This window comes from Pseudomonas sp. Irchel s3f19, from assembly GCF_900187555.1.
Taxonomy (GTDB): domain Bacteria; phylum Pseudomonadota; class Gammaproteobacteria; order Pseudomonadales; family Pseudomonadaceae; genus Aquipseudomonas; species Aquipseudomonas capeferrum.
In genome coordinates, this window is record NZ_FYDW01000002.1 from 479,474 (window position 1) to 498,756 (window position 19,283).

General features: G+C 62.5%; 15 protein-coding genes. 8 read left to right on the forward strand and 7 right to left on the reverse strand.

All coding sequences use genetic code 11. The features are described 5' to 3' along the window. Positions 1–54 precede the first annotated feature (54 nt). Positions 55–2,058: a BCCT family transporter gene (locus tag CKW22_RS06060; protein WP_095063900.1), complete on the reverse strand. Its 2,004-nt coding sequence runs from the start codon at positions 2,056–2,058 to the stop codon at positions 55–57. A 421-nt stretch (positions 2,059–2,479) separates the two neighbouring features. Between CKW22_RS06060 and betI the strand changes: the two genes are divergently transcribed. From betI to trxC, 7 genes are all read left to right on the forward strand, one after another. Further along, positions 2,480–3,136: a transcriptional regulator BetI gene (gene betI, locus CKW22_RS06065; RefSeq protein ID WP_033701981.1), complete on the forward strand. Its 657-nt coding sequence runs from the start codon at positions 2,480–2,482 to the stop codon at positions 3,134–3,136. A 38-nt stretch (positions 3,137–3,174) separates the two neighbouring features. After that, positions 3,175–4,647: a betaine-aldehyde dehydrogenase gene (gene betB / locus CKW22_RS06070; protein WP_033701984.1), complete on the forward strand. Its 1,473-nt coding sequence runs from the start codon at positions 3,175–3,177 to the stop codon at positions 4,645–4,647. Between the two features lie 76 nt (positions 4,648–4,723). Further along, the gene (gene betA / locus CKW22_RS06075) at positions 4,724–6,421 is read left to right on the forward strand and encodes a choline dehydrogenase (RefSeq protein ID WP_033701985.1); all 1,698 of its coding nucleotides are present in this window, start codon (positions 4,724–4,726) and stop codon (positions 6,419–6,421) included. A 247-nt stretch (positions 6,422–6,668) separates the two neighbouring features. Next, the gene (locus CKW22_RS06080) at positions 6,669–8,411 is read left to right on the forward strand and encodes a potassium/proton antiporter (protein ID WP_033701986.1); all 1,743 of its coding nucleotides are present in this window, start codon (positions 6,669–6,671) and stop codon (positions 8,409–8,411) included. A 37-nt stretch (positions 8,412–8,448) separates the two neighbouring features. After that, the gene (gene mscK / locus CKW22_RS06085; protein WP_033701988.1) at positions 8,449–11,766 is read left to right on the forward strand and encodes a mechanosensitive channel MscK; all 3,318 of its coding nucleotides are present in this window, start codon (positions 8,449–8,451) and stop codon (positions 11,764–11,766) included. Positions 11,767–11,811: 45 nt separating this feature from the next. Beyond that, on the forward strand, positions 11,812–13,272 hold the full coding sequence (selO, locus tag CKW22_RS06090; protein ID WP_047582207.1) for a protein adenylyltransferase SelO: 1,461 nt from the start codon (positions 11,812–11,814) through the stop codon (positions 13,270–13,272). 45 nt (positions 13,273–13,317) lie between these two features. Continuing rightward, a complete protein-coding gene (gene trxC, locus CKW22_RS06095; protein ID WP_033701991.1) occupies positions 13,318–13,752 on the forward strand; it encodes a thioredoxin TrxC in 435 nt (144 codons plus the stop codon). Between the two features lie 2 nt (positions 13,753–13,754). Here trxC and CKW22_RS06100 read toward each other — a convergent pair whose 3' ends face one another. The 4 genes from CKW22_RS06100 to CKW22_RS06115 form a co-directional block, all read right to left on the reverse strand. Further along, a complete protein-coding gene (locus CKW22_RS06100; RefSeq protein ID WP_033701993.1) occupies positions 13,755–14,111 on the reverse strand; it encodes a type II toxin-antitoxin system HigA family antitoxin in 357 nt (118 codons plus the stop codon). After that, a complete protein-coding gene (locus CKW22_RS06105) occupies positions 14,101–14,409 on the reverse strand; it encodes a type II toxin-antitoxin system HigB family toxin (protein WP_033701994.1) in 309 nt (102 codons plus the stop codon). Before CKW22_RS06105 ends, CKW22_RS06100 begins: the two co-directional genes overlap by 11 nt. A gap of 70 nt (positions 14,410–14,479) precedes the next feature. After that, positions 14,480–15,253 (reverse strand): ParA family protein, encoded by a 774-nt coding sequence (locus CKW22_RS06110; protein WP_047582205.1) that lies wholly within the window; start codon positions 15,251–15,253, stop codon positions 14,480–14,482. 96 nt (positions 15,254–15,349) lie between these two features. Then, on the reverse strand, positions 15,350–16,240 hold the full coding sequence (locus CKW22_RS06115) for a LysR family transcriptional regulator (RefSeq protein ID WP_033701996.1): 891 nt from the start codon (positions 16,238–16,240) through the stop codon (positions 15,350–15,352). Between the two features lie 165 nt (positions 16,241–16,405). Between CKW22_RS06115 and CKW22_RS06120 the strand changes: the two genes are divergently transcribed. Next, complete coding sequence (locus CKW22_RS06120; RefSeq protein ID WP_202883864.1) at positions 16,406–17,593, forward strand: MFS transporter; 1,188 nt, start codon at positions 16,406–16,408, stop codon at positions 17,591–17,593. A 34-nt stretch (positions 17,594–17,627) separates the two neighbouring features. Here the strand turns inward: CKW22_RS06120 and CKW22_RS06125 are convergent, their stop codons facing one another. Both CKW22_RS06125 and hemE read right to left on the reverse strand, forming a co-directional pair. Further along, the gene (locus CKW22_RS06125; protein WP_033701998.1) at positions 17,628–17,975 is read right to left on the reverse strand and encodes a YgiW/YdeI family stress tolerance OB fold protein; all 348 of its coding nucleotides are present in this window, start codon (positions 17,973–17,975) and stop codon (positions 17,628–17,630) included. Positions 17,976–18,094: 119 nt separating this feature from the next. Beyond that, complete coding sequence (hemE, locus tag CKW22_RS06130) at positions 18,095–19,159, reverse strand: uroporphyrinogen decarboxylase (RefSeq protein ID WP_033701999.1); 1,065 nt, start codon at positions 19,157–19,159, stop codon at positions 18,095–18,097. Positions 19,160–19,283: the final 124 nt, after the last annotated feature.

Below are 19,283 nucleotides of genomic sequence, written 5' to 3' on the forward strand. Positions count from 1 at the left end.
ACATGCACAAAGGCAACAGGCCCTGCTTATCGGGCAGGGCCTGTTGCAACCGCATCAGCTGTACACACGCCCCAACAACTGGCGGTGGCTTTCGAACTGGTCCAGCACATCACGCACGATCTGTTCCGGGACAAAGCCCATCAGGTCGTACTCCTGGCTGCCATCATGCAGGTAGACCTCGGCACGGTAGAAGCGCTGGCGCACTTCCGGCTCACCCTCGACCGGGGCCTCGCTCGGCGCGGCCATGTAGCCGTCCAGGCTTACTTCGTAGACGAAGGGGTTGCCCTCTTCCATCATCACCCGCAGGCCCATGGTGTTGCGAGACTGGCCAACCCGGGACTCCACTTCGAAGCCCAAGGTGCGCAGCTGCTCGGCCGCTTCTTTCAAGGCCGGGCTGACCTGCTTGTCCATGAAGCGCTGTACCACCGCTTGGGTTGGCTGCAGGTCCAGCTGGGTCAGCCGCTCGCTGAAGCCGCGGCGGCCACGGGCGGCCAATTGGGCGCGCTCCTGCTCGACGGCGACGTCCTGCTTCATGGCCTTGTACAAGCCGAACATGAACAGCACCAACACCACCGAGAACGGCAGGCCGGCCAGCACCACCATGGTCTGCATGGCTTCGAAGTTGCCGGCGAACAGCAGGCCGATGGTGACCAGGGTGATGATCACCGACCAGAACACCACCATCCAGTGCGGGGCGTCTTCATCGACCTTGCCGCCTTTGCACGACAGGTTGGCCATCATCACCGCACCGGAGTCGGCCGGGGTGAGGAACAGCACGAAGCCGACGAATACCGCCACGCCGATCACGATCTTGGCCGCCGGGAAGTATTCCAGCAGTTGGTAGATCGACATCGACGGCTGTTCAAGGGCTGTCTTGCCCAGCTCCACGGCGCCCTGGTTGATCACCAGGTCCAGCGCGGTGTTGCCGAAGATCGACAGCCAGGCCAAGGTGAAGCCCAACGGGATCAGCAGCACGCCGCTGACCAGCTGGCGCACAGTGCGGCCCTTGGAGATACGGGCAATGAACATGCCGACGAACGGGCCCCAGGAAATCCACCAGGCCCAGTAGAACACGGTCCACAGGCCCAGCCAGCGCTCGGATTTACCAGCCTCGCCTTCGTAGACGTACAGGTCGAAGGTTTTCAGCACGATGCCGTTGAGGTAGTCACCGACGTTCTGCACGAAGCCGTTGAGCAGGTGCAGGGTCTCGCCACCCAGCAGCACGAAGATCAGCAGGCCGCTGAACAGCATGATGTTCAGGTTGGACAGACGGCGGATGCCGTTCTCCACGCCCGATACCGCCGCCACGGTGGCAACGCCGGCCATCACCAGGATCACCATCAGCAGGTTGGTCTGGCTGTGCTCCATGCCGAACAGGTATTCCAGGCCCGAAGAGACCTGCATCGAACCGATACCCAGGTTGGTCACCAGGCCCAGCAAGGTGACGAACATGCCGAAGATGTCCACGGCATTGCCGGCAGCGCCCTTGACCCAACGCTCGCCGACCAGCGGGTACAGCGCCGAGCGCAGTGCCAGCGGCTGGTTGTGGCGGTAGGCGAAGTAGCCCACGGCCAGGCCGACCAGGGCGTAGATCGCCCAGCCGTGCAGGCCCCAATGCAGGAAGGTCAGCTGCAGGCCCTGGCGCGCGGCCTCGAGGCTGGCAGGGGTGCCTTCTGGCGGGTTGAAGTAGTGGTCCAGGGGCTCGGAGGCGCCGAAGTACAGCAGCGAAATACCGATACCGGACGAAAACAGCATGCCGGCCCAGGCGCCGTAGCTGAAGTCGGGCTGGTCATCCTTGCCGCCAAGCTTGAGCTTGCCGTAGTCGGAGAACGCCAGGTAGACGACGAACAGCAGGTAACCGCAGATCACCAGCATGTAGTACCAGCCGAAGGTGCGCGTCAGCCATTTCTGGGCCACGCCCAGCACTTGGCCTGCGGTTTCGGGTACAGCGATAAGCAAGGCAGTCAACGCAAGGATCAGCAGCGCCGAGGTGTAGAACACCACGCTGTTGACCCGGACCCTCTCGGCGGGGGGGTTGGTAAGGGAGGCAGAACTCATTGCACGAATGCTCCGGGCAGTACGGCTATGGAGGCTAATCAGTGTTTTCCCGAGCAATTGGTGGAATACCCCCACTGCATCAGGTGTTATAAAAGCACCCTGGAAACCGTGATCCCGAATCGAATCGTTGCAAAAAAAACAGACTCAGGCCCGCTCCAAGGGCCCTGCGCGCGGCCTTTGACCGCTCGGCAGAATCTGCATTTCGCATCGCTCATGCCCGTCAACGCCTTGTATTCCGGGGGTTACACGATTTTCCTGGGGTGTCGATTCGTGCTGCCTGGCTGCCCTCAAAGGGTGTCAATGGCACAAATTGTCGCAGAGCTTATTCTTTATTGATTGAACGTTCAATCAAAACAAAATAGACTGGCCTTCGCCGAGTCAGCCGCCCGTCGTCTGCTCGCAGGCCTGAGGAGATAGCAAGATGCCCAAGGTCGGTATGCAACCCATCCGCCGCCAGCAGTTGATCGAAGCCACCTTGTTGGCGGTCGATCAGGTCGGACTGGGGGACGCCAGCATTGCGCTGATTGCCCGGTTGGCCGGGGTGTCGAACGGCATCATCAGTCACTACTTTCGGGACAAGAACGGCCTGATCGCAGCGACGATGGGTTACATCATGAGCATGCTCAACGAAGGCGTTGCAGCGCGGCGCCAGGCACTGACGGACGACAGCCCGCGTGCCCACCTGAAAGTGATCATCGAAGGTAACTTCGATGCCAGCCAGGTGAACGGCCCGGCAATGAAAACCTGGTTGGCCTTCTGGGCTTCCAGCATGCACCAGCCCGACTTGCACAGGTTGCAGCGGATCAACGATCACCGCTTGTATTCCAACCTCTGCTGTCAGTTCCGCCGCGTCCTGCCGCTTTACCATGCGCGCAAGGCAGCCCGCGGGCTGGCGGCCCTGATCGACGGCCTGTGGCTGCGAGGCGCCCTGTCGGGAGATGCTTTCGACACAGACCAGGCGATACGAATCGCTTACGAATACATGGATCTACAACTGGCTAAACAGCAGACCCTGGGCACAATCGACCAGGCCTCTGAACAACCGCGCACGGCGATTGCCAAACAGGCAGGCGCGTGACGCAGTAGCCAACCACACACTGCACTTGCGAGGACACTATGGCCCGTTTCGGAACGCAAAAACTCTACATTGATGGCGGTTATGTCGACGCTGGCAGCGATGCCACTTTCGAAGCCATCAACCCGGCTACCGGCGAAGTCCTCGCCCATGTGCAGCGCGCCACTCAGGCCGACGTCGAAAAAGCCGTCGAAAGCGCCGAACGCGGCCAGAAAGTCTGGGCAGCGATGACCGCTATGCAGCGCTCGCGCATCCTGCGCCGCGCCGTCGACATCCTGCGCGAGCGCAACGATGAGCTGGCCCAGCTGGAAACCCTGGACACCGGCAAGTCGTACTCCGAAACCCGTTACGTCGACATCGTCACCGGCGCCGACGTGCTGGAGTACTACGCAGGCCTGGTTCCGGCCATCGAAGGCGAGCAGATCCCGCTGCGTGAAAGCTCCTTCGTCTATACCCGCCGCGAGCCGCTGGGTGTGACCGTGGGTATCGGCGCCTGGAACTACCCGATCCAGATCGCCCTGTGGAAGTCCGCGCCAGCCCTGGCCGCCGGCAACGCGATGATCTTCAAACCTTCGGAAGTCACCTCGCTGACCACCCTGAAACTGGCCGAGATCTACACCGCAGCGGGCCTGCCTGACGGCGTGTTCAACGTCCTGACCGGCAGCGGCCGCGAAGTCGGCACCTGGCTGACCGAACACCCGCGCATCGAAAAAGTTTCCTTCACCGGCGGCACCACCACCGGCAAGAAAGTCATGGCCAGCGCCTCGAGCTCGTCGCTCAAGGAAGTCACCATGGAACTGGGCGGCAAGTCGCCACTGATCATCTGCGCCGACGCCGACCTGGACAAGGCCGCCGACATCGCCATGATGGCCAACTTCTACAGCTCCGGTCAGGTGTGCACCAACGGCACCCGCGTGTTCATCCCTGCCCCGATGAAAGCCGCCTTCGAAGCCAAGATCGCCGAGCGCGTTGCCCGCATCCGTGTAGGTAACCCGGAAGACGAGAACACCAACTTCGGCCCGCTGGTCAGCTTCCAGCACATGGAAAGCGTGCTGGGCTACATCGCCAAGGGTAAAGAGCAAGGTGCCCGCGTGCTGTGTGGCGGTGAGCGTCTGACCGAGGGTGATTTCGCCAAGGGCGCTTTCGTCGCTCCGACCGTGTTCACCGATTGCACCGACGACATGACCATCGTCAAGGAAGAAATCTTCGGCCCAGTGATGAGCATCCTCAGCTACGAGACCGAAGAAGAAGTCATCCGCCGCGCCAACGACACCGAATACGGCCTTGCCGCTGGCGTGTGCACCAACGACATCACCCGTGCCCACCGCATCATCCACAAGCTCGAAGCCGGCATCTGCTGGATCAACGCCTGGGGTGAATCGCCGGCCGAAATGCCGGTCGGTGGCTACAAGCAGTCGGGCGTTGGCCGTGAAAACGGCGTCAGCTCGCTGGCTCAATACACTCGCATCAAGTCGGTCCAGGTCGAGCTGGGCGGCTACAACTCGGTTTTCTAAACCCTGTCTAGCCACGCCCGTGCCGCCGTGCACGGGCGTCCCCGCTCCCTGATCACCGCCAAACGAGGGTACTTTCATGTCCCAAGAATTCGATTACATCATCGTCGGCGCAGGTTCGGCCGGTAACACCCTGGCCACGCGCCTGACCGAAGACGCCAGCGTCACCGTGCTGCTGCTCGAAGCCGGTGGCCCCGACTACCGCTTCGACTTCCGCACCCAGATGCCGGCCGCCTTGGCGTTCCCGCTGCAGGGCCGTCGCTACAACTGGGCGTACGAGACTGACCCGGAGCCGCACATGGACGGCCGCCGCATGGAATGTGGCCGCGGCAAGGGCCTGGGTGGCTCCTCGCTGATCAACGGCATGTGCTACATCCGCGGCAACGCCATGGACTTCGACGGCTGGGCTGAACTGCCAGGCCTTGAGGACTGGACGTACCTGGACTGCCTGCCGTACTTCCGCAAGGCAGAAACCCGCGATATCGGCCCTAACGACTACCACGGCGGCGAAGGCCCGGTCAGCGTCGCCACGCCCAAGGCTGGCAACAACCCGCTGTTCCACGCCATGGTCGAGGCCGGCGTGCAGGCCGGTTACCCGCGCACCGAAGACCTCAACGGCTATCAGCAGGAAGGCTTCGGCCCGATGGACCGTTCGGTGACCAAGAACGGCCGCCGCTCGAGCACCGCCCGCGGCTACCTGGACCAGGCCAAGAAGCGCCCGAACCTGACCATTGTTACCCACGCCCTGAGCGACCGCATCCTGTTCGACGGCAAGCGCGCCGTTGGCGTGACCTACCTGGTCGGCGACAGCGAAGAGCGCGTCGAAGCCCGCGCCCGCAAGGAAGTCATCGTCAGCTCCGGCGCCATCGCCTCGCCGCAACTGCTGCAGCGCTCTGGTGTTGGCCCGCGCGCCCTGCTGGAAAGCCTCGACATCCCGGTGGTGCACGACCTGCCGGGCGTCGGCGAAAACCTGCAGGACCACCTTGAGCTGTACCTGCAGTACGCCTGCACCCAACCGGTGTCGCTGTACCCGTCGCTGCTGTGGTGGAACCAGCCGGCCATTGGTGCCGAGTGGCTGTTCAACGGCACCGGCATCGGCGCCAGCAACCAGTTCGAGGCCGGTGGTTTCATCCGTACCCGTCCTGAGTTCAAATGGCCGAACATCCAGTACCACTTCCTGCCGGTAGCGATCAATTACAACGGCTCCAACGGCGTCAAGGAACATGGCTTCCAGGCGCACATGGGTTCGATGCGCTCGCCAAGCCGTGGCCGCATCCAGGCCAAGTCGAAAGACCCACGCCAGCACCCGAGCATCCTGTTCAACTACATGGCCACCGAGCAGGACTGGCAGGAATTCCGTGACGGCATCCGCCTGACCCGCGAAATCATGGCCCAGCCGGCGCTGGACCCATACCGTGGTCGCGAGATCAGCCCGGGCGCGCACGTGCAGACGGACGAAGAGCTGGACACGTTCATCCGCGAGCACGCCGAAACCGCCTTCCACCCGTCCTGCTCGTGCAAGATGGGCACCGACGACATGGCGGTGGTCGATGGCGAAGGCCGCGTGCACGGCATGCAGGGCCTGCGTGTGGTCGATGCGTCGATCATGCCGATCATCATCACCGGCAACCTCAACGCCACCACGATCATGATCGCCGAGAAAATCTCGGACAAGATCCGCAACCGCAAGCCATTGGCGCGCAGCACTGCCAAGTACTACGTGGCTAACGGTGCGCCGGTCAAAGGCAAGCCGATGCGTGAAGTGAAGCAGGGCTGACCTGCACTGGCCTCTTCGCGGGGCAAGCCCGCTCCCACAGGAACCACCTATCCTGTGGGAGCGGGCTTGCCCCGCGAAGAGGCCCACCCTGGCAGTACAAGAAAAGGCACCCACCGCGGTGCCTTTTCTACATCTGCAGAAACGCTTTACATGCTGCCAATTCATCAGGTTAGAATCGATTGGCACGCGACCTGCTAGTCATCAACGCTATCGAGTCTTCTTCCCCGCGTTTCCCGGAGTACTGCCTTTGGATGCCAGCACCATCAACAGCCTGTTTCTGATCGGCGCTTTGCTGGTGGGTGCAAGTATCCTGGTCAGTTCACTGTCGTCACGCCTGGGTATCCCTATTCTGGTCATCATCCTCGCCGTCGGCATGGTCGCAGGCGTGGACGGTGGCGGCATCATCTTCAACAACTACCCGACCGCGTACCTGGTGGGCAACCTGGCCCTGGCGGTGATCCTGCTCGACGGCGGCTTGCGCACGCGTGTGGCCAGTTTCCGCGTGGCGTTGTGGCCGGCCTTGTCGCTGGCCACCGTCGGCGTGATGATCACCACCGCCCTCACCGGCCTGGTCGCGGCCTGGCTGTTCGACCTGAGCCTGATCCAGGGCCTGTTGATCGGCGCCATCGTCGGCTCCACCGACGCCGCGGCAGTGTTCTCGCTGCTGGGCGGCAAAGGGCTGAACGAACGGGTCACGGCCACGCTGGAGATCGAGTCGGGCAGCAACGACCCGATGGCGGTGTTCCTCACCGTCACCCTGATCGAGATGATTGCCAGCGGCCAGACCGGCCTGCACTGGAGCCTGCTGGGCCACCTGCTGCGCGAGTTCGGTATCGGCGGCCTGCTGGGCCTGGGCGGCGGCTGGCTGATGCTGCAGTTGGTCAACCGCATCAACCTGGCCGGCGGCTTGTACCCGATTCTGGTCGTGGCCGGCGGCCTGGTGGTGTTCTCGCTGACCAACGCCCTGCATGGTAGCGGCTTCCTTGCCGTGTACCTGTGCGGCCTGGTGCTGGGCAACAAGCCGATCCGCAGCCGCCATGGCATCCTGCACATGCTCGACGGCATGGCCTGGCTGGCGCAGATCGGCATGTTCCTGGTGCTGGGCCTGCTGGTCACACCCCACGACCTGCTACCCATCGCCTTGCCCGCCTTGGGCCTGGCCCTGTGGATGATCCTGATCGCCCGGCCGCTGTCGGTGGTTGCCGCACTGCTGCCGTTCAAGGCCTTCCACGGTCGCGAAAAGGGCTTCATTTCCTGGGTCGGCCTGCGCGGTGCGGTACCGATCATTCTGGCGGTGTTCCCGCTGATGGCCGGGCTGCCGGATGCACAGCTGTTCTTCAACCTGGCGTTCTTCATCGTGCTGGTGTCACTGCTGGTGCAGGGCACCAGCCTGCCGTGGATGGCCAAGCTGCTGAAGGTCACCGTACCGCCAGACCCTGCGCCCATCTCACGCTCTGCGCTGGAAGTGCACATCACCAGCGAGTGGGAGCTGTTCGTCTACCGCCTGGGGGCGGAAAAATGGTGCATCGGCGCTGCCCTGCGCGAGCTGAAGATGCCTGAGGGCACCCGTATCGCCGCGCTGTTCCGTGGCGAGCAACTGCTGCACCCATCGGGCAGTACCGTGCTGGAAGTCGGCGACATGCTTTGCGTGATCGGCCACGAACATAACTTGCCCGCGCTGGGCAAGCTGTTCAGCCAGGCGCCGCAACGTGGCCTGGACCTGCGCTTCTTCGGCGACTTCGTGCTTGAAGGCGATGCCGAACTCGGCGCCGTGGCGGCGCTTTATGGCCTGAAACTTGACGGCCTGGACGCGAAAATGCCGCTGGCGCAGTTCATCCGACAGAAGGTCGGAGGCGCTCCAGTAGTAGGCGACCAGGTCGAATGGCATGGCACGATCTGGACCGTGGCGACCATGGACGGGAACAATGTGCAGAAAGTGGGCGTCAGATTCCCCGAAGGAACGCGACCCGGACCAGGATTGTTCCTCTAAACTGCGATTCTGCCCCGATCCACAATGTAGTCTGCCTATGTCCCTGCGCGTGTACCTTCGCACAGCCCTACTCGGGTTGTGCCTGTCCTTCTCGTTCGCGGCCACCGCGAACGCCGCGGCCGAAGCGCCGACCACTGCCAGCATCCAGCACAGCCTCGACAAGATTGCCGAGCGCAAGCTGCCCGAGGCCGATCAAAAGGCCCTGCAGCAGGTGCTGGAGCAAACCCTGAGCCTGCTTGCCAGCAAGGAAGACAGCGAGAAGAAGCTGGCCGCGCTCAAGCAACAGTTGGCCGGCGCGCCGAAAGAAACCAACGACAGCCAGAAAGAACTGGCCAGGCTCAAGGACAGCAAGCCGCAACCGGTCGCCCAGCGCTACGCCACCCTCACGGTGCCGCAGCTTGAGCAACTGCTCAGCGAGCGCAGCACCCTGCAGGGTGAGCTGCAAAAGGCGCTGTCCGAAGCCAACAGCCTGATCATCAATTCCCAGACCCGCCCAGAGCGCGCCCAAGCCGAGATCAGCAACAGCCAGGCCCGCACCCAGCAGATCAACAACAACCTCAAGTCGGGCAAGGACAACGGCAAGGCGCTCAACGCCGACCAACGCAACCAGCTCAACGCCGAGCTGGCCTCGCTCAACGCGTTGACCCTGCTGCGCCGTCAGGAGCTGGCCGGCAACAGCCTGCTGCAAGACCTTGGCAGTGCCCGACACGACCTGCTGATCGAGCGCGCGGCGCGCCTGGAGCAGGAAATCCAGGACCTGCAAACGCTGATCAACGACAAGCGCCTGGCCCAGTCCCAGGAGGCCGTCACCCAGCAGTCGATCGAAGCCCAGAAGGCCGGCGGCAGCAGCCTGCTGGCCAGCGAAAGCACGATCAACCTCAAGCTTTCCGACTACCTGCTCAAAAGCACCGATCGCCTCAACGAACTGACCCAGCAGAACCTGCGCACCAAGCAGCAGCTCGACAGCCTGACCCAGGCCGACCAGGCGCTGGACGAGCAGATCAACGTGCTCAAGGGCAGCCTGCTGCTGTCCAAGATCCTCTACAAGCAGAAGCAGACCCTGCCGCACCTGAAGGTCGACCGCGACCTGGCCGACCAGATCGCCGACACCCGCCTGTACCAGTTCGAGATCAACCAGCAGCGCGAGCAGATGAGCAGCCCGGTCACCTATGTCGACAAGCTGCTGGCCAACCAACCGCCGGAAGACGTCACCCCGCCACTGCGCAAAGCGCTGCTGGAAGTGGCGATCACCCGCAGCGACCTGCTGGAGCGCCTCAACCGCGAACTCTCGGCCCTGCTCAACGAATCGATCACCCTGCAGCTCAACCAGAAGCAACTGCTGGGCACCGCCCAAGGCCTGCGCACCACCCTCGACGAGCAGATGTTCTGGATCCCCAGCAACAAGCCGCTGGACTGGGACTGGCTGCGCTACGTCCCTGAGCGGTTCGCCGACCAGGTCGCCAGCCTGCCCTGGGGCTCGGGCATCAAGGAACTGGCCGACGGCCTCAGCCAGCGACCGTTGCTGTTCCTGCCGCTGCTGCTGGTGATCGGCGGCCTGCTGTGGCGGCGCAAGTACCTGTATCAACGGCTCGGCAAGGTGCACCAGGACATCGGCCACTTCCGCCGGGACAGCCAGTGGCACACGCCCCAGGCGATCCTGATCAATATCCTCCTGGCGATGCCGGTGAGCCTGGGCCTGGCGCTGTGCAGCTATGCCTTGCAGATCGACGCCCGCGGGCAGAATGCCAACCTGGGCGCCGCGCTCTGGCAACTGGCCCAGGCCTGGCTGGTGTTCTACACCGCCTACCGCATCCTGGCGCCTGGCGGCGTGGCGGAAATCCACTTCCGCTGGCACAAGCCCCAGGTCGAGTTCCTGCGCGGCTGGGTGCGCAGGCTTGGCACCGTGGTGCTGGCACTGGTCGGCGTGGTGGCGGTGGCCGAACATCAACCTTCGGCGCTGGCTGATGACGTGCTCGGCATCGGCGTAGTGCTGACCTGCTACGCGCTGATGGCCTGGCTGCTCAGCCGCCTGCTGCTGAGCAGCCCGGCGCATCGCGACACCTCGCTGTTCCGCCGGGCGGTCGGGGTGGCGTTCACGGCCCTGCCCATCGCCTTGTTCGTAGCGGTGTGCTTCGGTTACTACTACACCGCCCTCAAGCTCACCGACCGGCTGATCTACACCCTCTACCTGCTGATGTTCTGGCTGGTGATCGAGGCCGCCTTTGTCCGTGGCCTGTCTGTGGCCGCGCGGCGCCTGGCCTACCAGCGCGCCCTGAGCAAACGTGCAGCGGCCAAGGAAGGGCTGGATGGCGAAGTGATCACCGAAGAGCCGACGCTGGACATCGAACAGGTCAACCAGCAGTCGCTGCGCCTTATCCGCCTGGCCTTGCTCGGCGGCTTCATCGCCGGCCTGTACTGGGTATGGTCGGACCTGATCTCGGTGTTCGCCTACCTCAACAACTTCACCTTGTACGAATACACCAGCGGCACCGGCGCGGCCGCCAGCATGGTGCCGATCAGCCTCGGCGACCTGCTTGGCGCGCTGGTGATCGTCGGCATCACCTTCGCCCTGGCCGGTAACTTGCCAGGTTTGCTGGAGGTGCTGGTGCTGTCGCGCCTGAACCTTGCACAGGGCAGTGCCTACGCCACCACCACGCTGCTGTCGTACACCATCGTCGGTATCGGCATCGTCAGCACCCTGTCGACCCTGGGGGTCAGCTGGGACAAGCTGCAATGGCTGGTGGCGGCGCTGTCGGTCGGCCTGGGCTTCGGCATGCAGGAGATCTTCGCCAACTTCATCTCCGGCATCATGATCCTGTTCGAGCGCCCGGTGCGCATCGGCGACACCATCACCATCGGCAACCTGTCCGGCACGGTGAGCAAGATCCGCATCCGCGCCACCACCATCACCGACTTCGACCGCAAGGACATCATCGTCCCCAACAAGACCTTCATCACCGGCCAGTTGATCAACTGGTCGCTGACCGACACGGTTACCCGGGTGACGCTGAAACTGGGCATCGACTACGGCTCCGACCTGGACCTGGTGCGCGACCTGCTGCTCAAGGGCGCCCACGAGAACCCAAGGGTGCTCAAGGACCCAGAGCCGATCGTGTACTTCCTGAACTTCGGCGAAAGCTCGCTGGACCACGAACTGCGCATGCACGTGCGTGACCTGGGGGACCGCAACCCGACCCTGGACGAGATCAACCGCTACATCAACCGCGAGTTCAAGGCGCACAACATCAAGATCTCGGTGCGCCAGGTCGAGGTGTTCCTGATGGACACGAAGGGCGGCAAGCAGCAGCTGGTGCCCGTGGAACAGCCGAAATCGGATGGCACTGCGCAGGCCTGAGTGGGCTCGAATGCTTTATTCTGTGCTGAACCCCAGGAGCAGCCCGTGAAAGCCCTCGACCAACTCACCTTCGACAACCGCTTCGCCCGCCTGGGCGATGCGTTCTCTACCCAGGTCCTGCCCGAGCCCATCGCAGACCCACGCCTGGTGGTGGCAAGCGCGTCGGCCATGGCCCTGCTCGACCTGGACCCAGCCCAGGCCGAATCGCCCTTGTTCGCCGAAGTGTTCAGCGGCCAGAAACTCTGGGAAGAGGCCGACCCACGCGCGATGGTCTACTCCGGCCACCAGTTCGGCTCCTACAACCCGCGCCTGGGCGATGGCCGCGGCCTGCTGCTGGCCGAGGTGCTCAACGAGGCGGGCGAACACTGGGACCTGCACCTCAAGGGCGCCGGCCAGACGCCGTACTCACGCATGGGCGACGGCCGTGCCGTGCTTCGCTCGTCGATCCGCGAGTTTCTTGCCTCCGAAGCCCTGTATGCCTTGGGCATCCCGACCAGCCGGGCGCTGTGCGTGATCGGCTCCAACACCCCGGTCTGGCGCGAAACCCAAGAGAGCGCCGCCATGCTCACCCGCCTGGCGCAGAGCCACGTGCGCTTCGGCCATTTCGAATACTTCTACTACACCAAGCAGCCGGAACAGCAGCGCGTGCTGATCGACCATGTGCTGGAACAGCACTACCCCGAATGCCGCGAGGCCGAACAGCCCTACCTGGCCATGTTCCGCACCATCGTCGAGCGCAACGCCGAGCTGATCGCCCGCTGGCAAGCCTATGGGTTCTGCCACGGCGTGATGAACACCGACAACATGTCGATCCTGGGCATCACCTTCGATTTCGGCCCCTATGCCTTCCTCGACGACTTCGACGCCAACTTCATCTGTAACCATTCCGATGATCGCGGCCGTTACAGCTACAGCAACCAGGTGCCGATTGCCCACTGGAACCTCAGTGCGCTGGCCCAGGCACTGACCACGGTGATCGAGGTGGAACCGCTGAAGGAAGCGCTGGGGCTGTTCCTGCCGCTGTACCAGGCGCATTACCTGGACCTCATGCGCCGCCGCCTGGGGCTGACCAGCGCCGAAGACGAAGACATGGCCTTGGTCGAGCGCCTGCTGCAGTGCATGCAAAAGGGGGGCGTGGATTACACCCTGTTCTTCCGCAAGCTGGGCGACCAGCCACTGGCCGAGGCACTGCAGGTGGTGCGTGACGATTTCATCGATTTGGCGGGTTTTGATGCCTGGTGCGTGGATTACCTGGCCCGTTGTCAGCGCGAGGCAGGCAATGAACAAGGACGCCGTGAGCGCATGCATGCGGTGAACCCGCTGTATGTGCTGCGCAACTACCTGGCGCAGAAGGCCATCGAAGCGGCTGAAGCAGGCGACTACAGTGAGGTGCGGCGGCTGCATCAGGTACTGAGCCGGCCGTTCGACGAGCAGGCCGGGATGCAGGCCTATGCCCAGCGGCCGCCTGAGTGGGGCAAGCATCTGGAGATCAGCTGTTCTTCGTGATCCGGGGGCCGGCGCACGGCCCCCAAAATTCCAAAGGAAACCCAAATGACCGACCCACTGCTGATCCCCTGCCCCCACTGCAACGGCCTCAACCGCCTGCCCGCCACACGCCTGAGCGACGCCCCAAAATGCGGCCGCTGCAAACAGGAGGTGCTGCTGAGCCAGCCCTTCGAACTGACCGAAGCCAGCTACGCCAGCCAGGTCAAAGGCGACCTGCCGCTGCTGGTGGACGTCTGGGCCGACTGGTGCGGCCCGTGCAAATCGTTCGCCCCCACCTTCGAACAGGCGGCCCGCCAGTTGAGCGGGCGCTGCCGCTTGGCCAAGCTGGACAGCGAAGCCAACCGCAACCTGGCAGGGCAATTGGGCATCCGCTCGATCCCTAGCCTGATCCTGTTCAAGAACGGTCGAGAAGTCAGTCGCCAGGCTGGGGCGTTTCCGCTGCAGTCGTTGCTGGAGTGGCTACGCAGCCAGGGGGTTTAATTTCAAGCGCTTGCTAGAAGAGACTCGTAGGGAATACGAAGGCCATCATGCAGGCGCTTAATCATGGATAGACTGAGCCCGCGCTTTCCATTCAAGATTTCTGAAACCCGCCCGCTTGAGCCTATGAAGGGTTCAAGATCCCGTGGCGTAAGACCTTGTTGGTCCATGCAAAATTTGATGGCCTCGATGGGATTGGCGGGGTGAATCGGATAGTGCTTGTTTTCGTACACTTCGATCAGTGCCACAAGTACTTCCATTTCATCAGCTTCTGGGGTGCCCGCCTCTGCCTGAAAAATAGCTTCGAGTCGCTGAAATGCTTCTCGAAGATCGTCATCATTGCGTATCGGCTTAATATTCACAGATTGTCTCCACGTCAATCTCGTCATAGCGCTTGTGCGTACCGACGAACTTCACCCAGGCAATACCGGCTCGATACTGCATCTCGACCACTAGTCGGTACTTGTTTCCTCCGATGTTGAAGACCACGCGGTTATTGCCACATACGCTGGCATTGCCTATCTGATCCTTTACATCTTGTGGTGTTCGCCAGATGGCTTTGATCGCCATATCGTGCCAGCTTTCCAAGGGGGCCTTGGCATCGTCATGCCCAGGTAATTCCCAAAATTTCACCAAGGTGCTTTTGGCAATGACACGCATCCAAGCAAATCTCCCGTTTTGGGAGATTATGCTCGACAACGAGGGAACGTGCAAGGACTGGGAGTGACGCCTACTCGCTGCGCTCTAGCAAATCGTGCAACTCGACAAACTGCTGGGTCAGCTTGTGCCGTGGCTCCAGGTGAATCAACGGCAAGCTGGCGTGGTGCGACTCGCGCATCTTCACCGAGCTGCTCAGGTACACCGGTAGCACCGGCAAACCCTCGGCCAGCAGCTCGTCGAGCATCTGCTGCGGCAGGCTGGCGCGGGACTGGAACTGGTTGACCACGATGCCTTCGACCATCAGGTCTTCGTTGTGATCGTCCTTGAGCTCTTCGATTTCGGCCAGCAGGCCGTAGAGCGCCTGACGCGAGAAGCTGTCACAGTCGAAGGGTATCAGCACACGATCCGCCGCGATCAACGCAGATACCGCATAGAAATTGAGCGCAGGCGGCGTATCGATGTAGATCCGTTCGTAATCCTCATCCAGCTCGTCGAGCAACTTACGCAGCTTGTTGATCTTGTGCTTGGCTTCGAGCTTGGGCTGCAGGTCGGCCAGCTCGGAAGTCGCCGTGACCACATGCAGGTTGTCGAACGGTGTTTCGTAGATATCGACTTTGTTCTTCTTGCTGAAGGGCCCGCTGGACAGGCTTTGCTTGAAGAAGTCGGCGATCCCCATGGGGATATCTTCACCCGTCAGGCCGGTGAGGTACTGAGTCGAGTTTGCCTGGGCATCCAGGTCGATCAACAAGGTCCGGTAACCTTCGCTGGCGCTGACCGCCGCCAGGTTACAAGCGATGCTCGACTTGCCCACGCCACCTTTCTGATTGAACACCACGCGACGCATGAGAGACCTCCGTGTATCAACGAATGCCCGAGTATGTGGCGCCTCGGCAGCTAAGGCCAGTGGCAATTGTCGGGCGAAGATGGCCAGCCATTCACCTCACCACACTTGCCCGGTCAACAGCTCGGCGAAGGCCTTGGCCATCGCCGAGCCCCCGCGCTCACGCTGCACCAGCCACACTGCCGTCGTCGCGCCTTCGTCCAGCAGCGTGCGATACACCACACCCTCAATGCGCATGCGCTGGAACGACGCCGGTAGCACCGACACCCCCAAGCCCGCCGACACCAACCCGATGATGGTCATCGCTTCGCCCGCCTCCTGGGCAAAATGCGGGCTGAACCCCGCGTGGCGCGCCAGGCTGAGCAATTGCGCATGCAGCCCGCTGCCATAGCTGCGCGGGAAGAACACGAACGGCTCCGGTGCCAGGGAGGCCATGTGCACCCCCTGCTCGGTACCCACGGCCAATGGATGCGAGGCATTGATCACCGCCACCAACGGTTCGCGAAACAGCTCGGTCGCCACCAGCCCTTCCGGCAATGGCATGGGCCGCATCAGCCCCACTTCGATCGACTCGTCGAAAACCGCTTCGGCAACATCGCGGCTGCTCATTTCCTTGAGGTTGAGGTGCACCGCCGGAAAACGCTGGCGAAAAGCATGGATGGCCTTGGGGATCTTCGACGTGAACGGTGCCGACGAGGTAAAGCCGATCTTCATCTCGCCCAGCTCACCCAATTGCGCACGCCGGGCCACGTCGGCCGCCTTTTCGACTTGCGCCAGCACTTGGCGGGCTTCTTCCAGAAACAACCGCCCCGCCTCACTCAGTTCGACCCGACGGTTGGTACGCTCGAACAGGCGAGCCCCCAGTTCCTGCTCCAGCGCCTGGATCTGCTGGCTCAAGGGCGGCTGCGAAATGCCCAGCTGCTGGGCCGCACGGCCAAAGTGCAGCTCTTCGGCCACGGCGATGAAGTAACGCAGATGGCGCAGTTCCATTATCGGCTCCAAACAAGTCGTAGAACGTCTTAAATAGGTCGAACAATATATTGGATGTAATCATTAGCCAGCTATATGCTTTTTTCATTGCGCCAGAGGTACCCGCCCGTGAAAACTGCTGTAGCCCCCCTACCCGCCGACCCAGAACCTGCCCCCCTGAACGACATGTGGATCGAAAAAGGCACCCCCGCCTTCATGAAGACTGTGCTGGCCCTGTTCAGCGGCGGCTTCGCCACCTTCGCCCTGCTTTACTGCGTGCAGCCGATGATGCCGCTGTTGTCGCAGGAGTTTTCCATCAACGCGGCCCAGAGCAGCCTGGTGTTGTCGGTTTCGACCGCAATGCTGGCGTTCGGCCTGTTGATCACCGGGCCGATCTCTGACCGCATCGGCCGCAAGCCGGTGATGGTCTTTGCGCTGGTCTGTGCGGCCCTGTCGACCCTGGCCAGTGCGGTGATGCCGACCTGGGAAGCCGTACTGGCGACGCGAGCACTGGTCGGCCTGTCGCTGAGCGGCCTGGCGGCAGTGGCGATGACTTACCTGAGCGAAGAGATCCACCCGCAGCACATCGGCCTGGCCATGGGCTTGTACATTGGTGGCAACGCCATCGGCGGCATGAGCGGGCGGCTGATCACCGGGGTGCTGATAGACTTCGTCAGCTGGCACACGGCGATGCTGACCATCGGCGGCCTGGCCTTGGTCGCGGCGCTGGTGTTCTGGAAGGTATTGCCCGAATCGCGCAACTTCCGCCCGCAGGCCGCGAACCCGCGTAGCCTGCTGAATGGCTTCGTCATGCACTTCAAGGACGCCGGGCTGCCTTGGCTGTTCCTTGAGGCGTTTCTGCTGATGGGGGCCTTCGTCACGCTGTTCAACTACATCGGCTACCGCTTGCTGGCAGGGCCTTACCACATGAACCAGGCGTTGGTCGGCCTGCTGTCGGTGGTGTACCTGTCGGGTATCTACAGCTCTGCGCAGGTGGGCGCGCTGGCCGACAAGCTGGGGCGGCGCAAGGTGTTCTGGGTCAGTATCGTGGTGATGGCCAGCGGCTTGTTGATGACATTGGCCAGCCCGCTGCTGATGGTGATCCTCGGCATGCTGGTGTTCACCTTCGGCTTCTTCGGCGCGCACTCGGTGGCCAGCAGCTGGATCGGGCGACGGGCATTGAAGGCCAAGGGGCAGGCATCGTCGCTGTACCTGTTCAGCTATTACGCGGGGTCGAGTGTGGCGGGGACGGCGGGCGGGGTGTTCTGGCACCAGTGGGGCTGGAACGGGATCGGGTTGTTCATCGGTGGCTTGCTGACGATAGCGTTGCTGGTGGCATGGCACCTGAGCAAGTTGGCGCCTAAGACACCTTGAACAAGGGGCCGCCTTGCGGCCCCGAAATCGTGGATCAGTTGACGATCTCGACAATATCCACATCCATTTCACGGCTCATCAGGTGCTTCTCCACCTCGCCGGTCAGCTTGACCTTGGTCTTGTCATTGAATGGGGTCGGTGGCAGGTCTTCATCGTCGATTTCGACGGTGATGGTGCCGGTGTTGTCCTTGAACTCGTACTTGTCGTCGTTGTTGACCTTCTTGGTCACATACCCCTGCAGCACCACCGGTGTGTCATCTGCGGCATCGTTTGCAGCCGCCACGGTGGTCACCGACTGGGCACCCGGGCCGGTATAGCTGGCCGCCAGGGCAGCGGTGCTGAACAGGGGAGCGAGGATCAGAGCAAGGTAACGGATTTTCATGAGGATCAGGTCCTGTTTCGGTTTCGATGGGACCAGATTAACGACGATCGCTGAACTCAAACTTAATGCAACAAAAAACCCGGCATCAAGGCCGGGTTCTTTGTTGCAGCTGCATCAAATCATTGGTGGTACTGCGCCGACAGCTCATGCACGGCGTTGATGAACACACCGGCGTGCTCCGGGTCGACCTCAGGCGTAATGCCATGGCCGAGGTTGAACACGTGGCCAGTGCCCTTGCCATAGCTGGCCAGAATGCGCGCCACTTCCTTGCGGATGGCCTCAGGCTTGGCGTACAGCACGGTCGGGTCCATGTTGCCTTGCAGCGCAACCTTGTCACCGACACGGCGGCGGGCATCACCGATGTCGCAGGTCCAGTCCAGGCCCAGCGCATCTGCACCCGCTTCGGCAATGCTCTCCAGCCACAGGCCACCGTTTTTGGTGAACATGATGACCGGCACCTTGCGCCCATCGTGCTCACGGATCAGGCCGCTGACGATCTTGCGCATGTAGGCCAGGGAGAACTCCTGGTAAGCCGCCGCCGACAGGTTGCCACCCCAAGTGTCGAAGATCTGCACCGCCTGTGCGCCGGCCAGGATCTGGCCGTTGAGGTAGCTGGTGACCGACTGGGCCAGCTTGTCCAGCAGCAGGTGCAGGGCCTCTGGGTTGTCGTAGGCCATGGCCTTGGTCTTGCGGAAGTCCTTGGACGAGCCGCCTTCGACCATGTAGGTGGCCAAGGTCCAGGGGCTGCCGGAGAAGCCGATCAGCGGCACGCGGCCGTTGAGCTCGCGGCGGATGGTGCTGACCGCGTCCATCACGTAGCCCAGGTCTTTTTGCGGGTCGGGAATCGGCAACGCTTCGATGTCGGCCGGAGTGCTGATCACCTTCTTGAAACGCGGGCCTTCGCCGGTCTCGAAGTACAGGCCCAGGCCCATGGCGTCGGGGATGGTGAGGATGTCCGAGAAGAGGATCGCCGCGTCCAGCGGGTAGCGGTCCAGCGGCTGCAGGGTGACCTCGCAGGCGAACTGCGGGTTCATGCACAGGCTCATGAAGTCACCGGCCTTGGCGCGGCTGGCGCGGTATTCCGGCAGGTAGCGGCCGGCCTGGCGCATCATCCACACTGGGGTGACGTCTACGGGTTGCTTGAGCAGTGCACGCAGGAAACGATCGTTCTTCAGGGCAGTCATGTCGGCATCCGGCAAAAAAGTGCGGGCATTTTCTCAGACGCCAGCACAAAAGGCACGGCCAAGGCCATGCGTTTTGTCTATTGGGTGCCGTGGATCAAGCAATTTTGTATACAAAATATGCCAA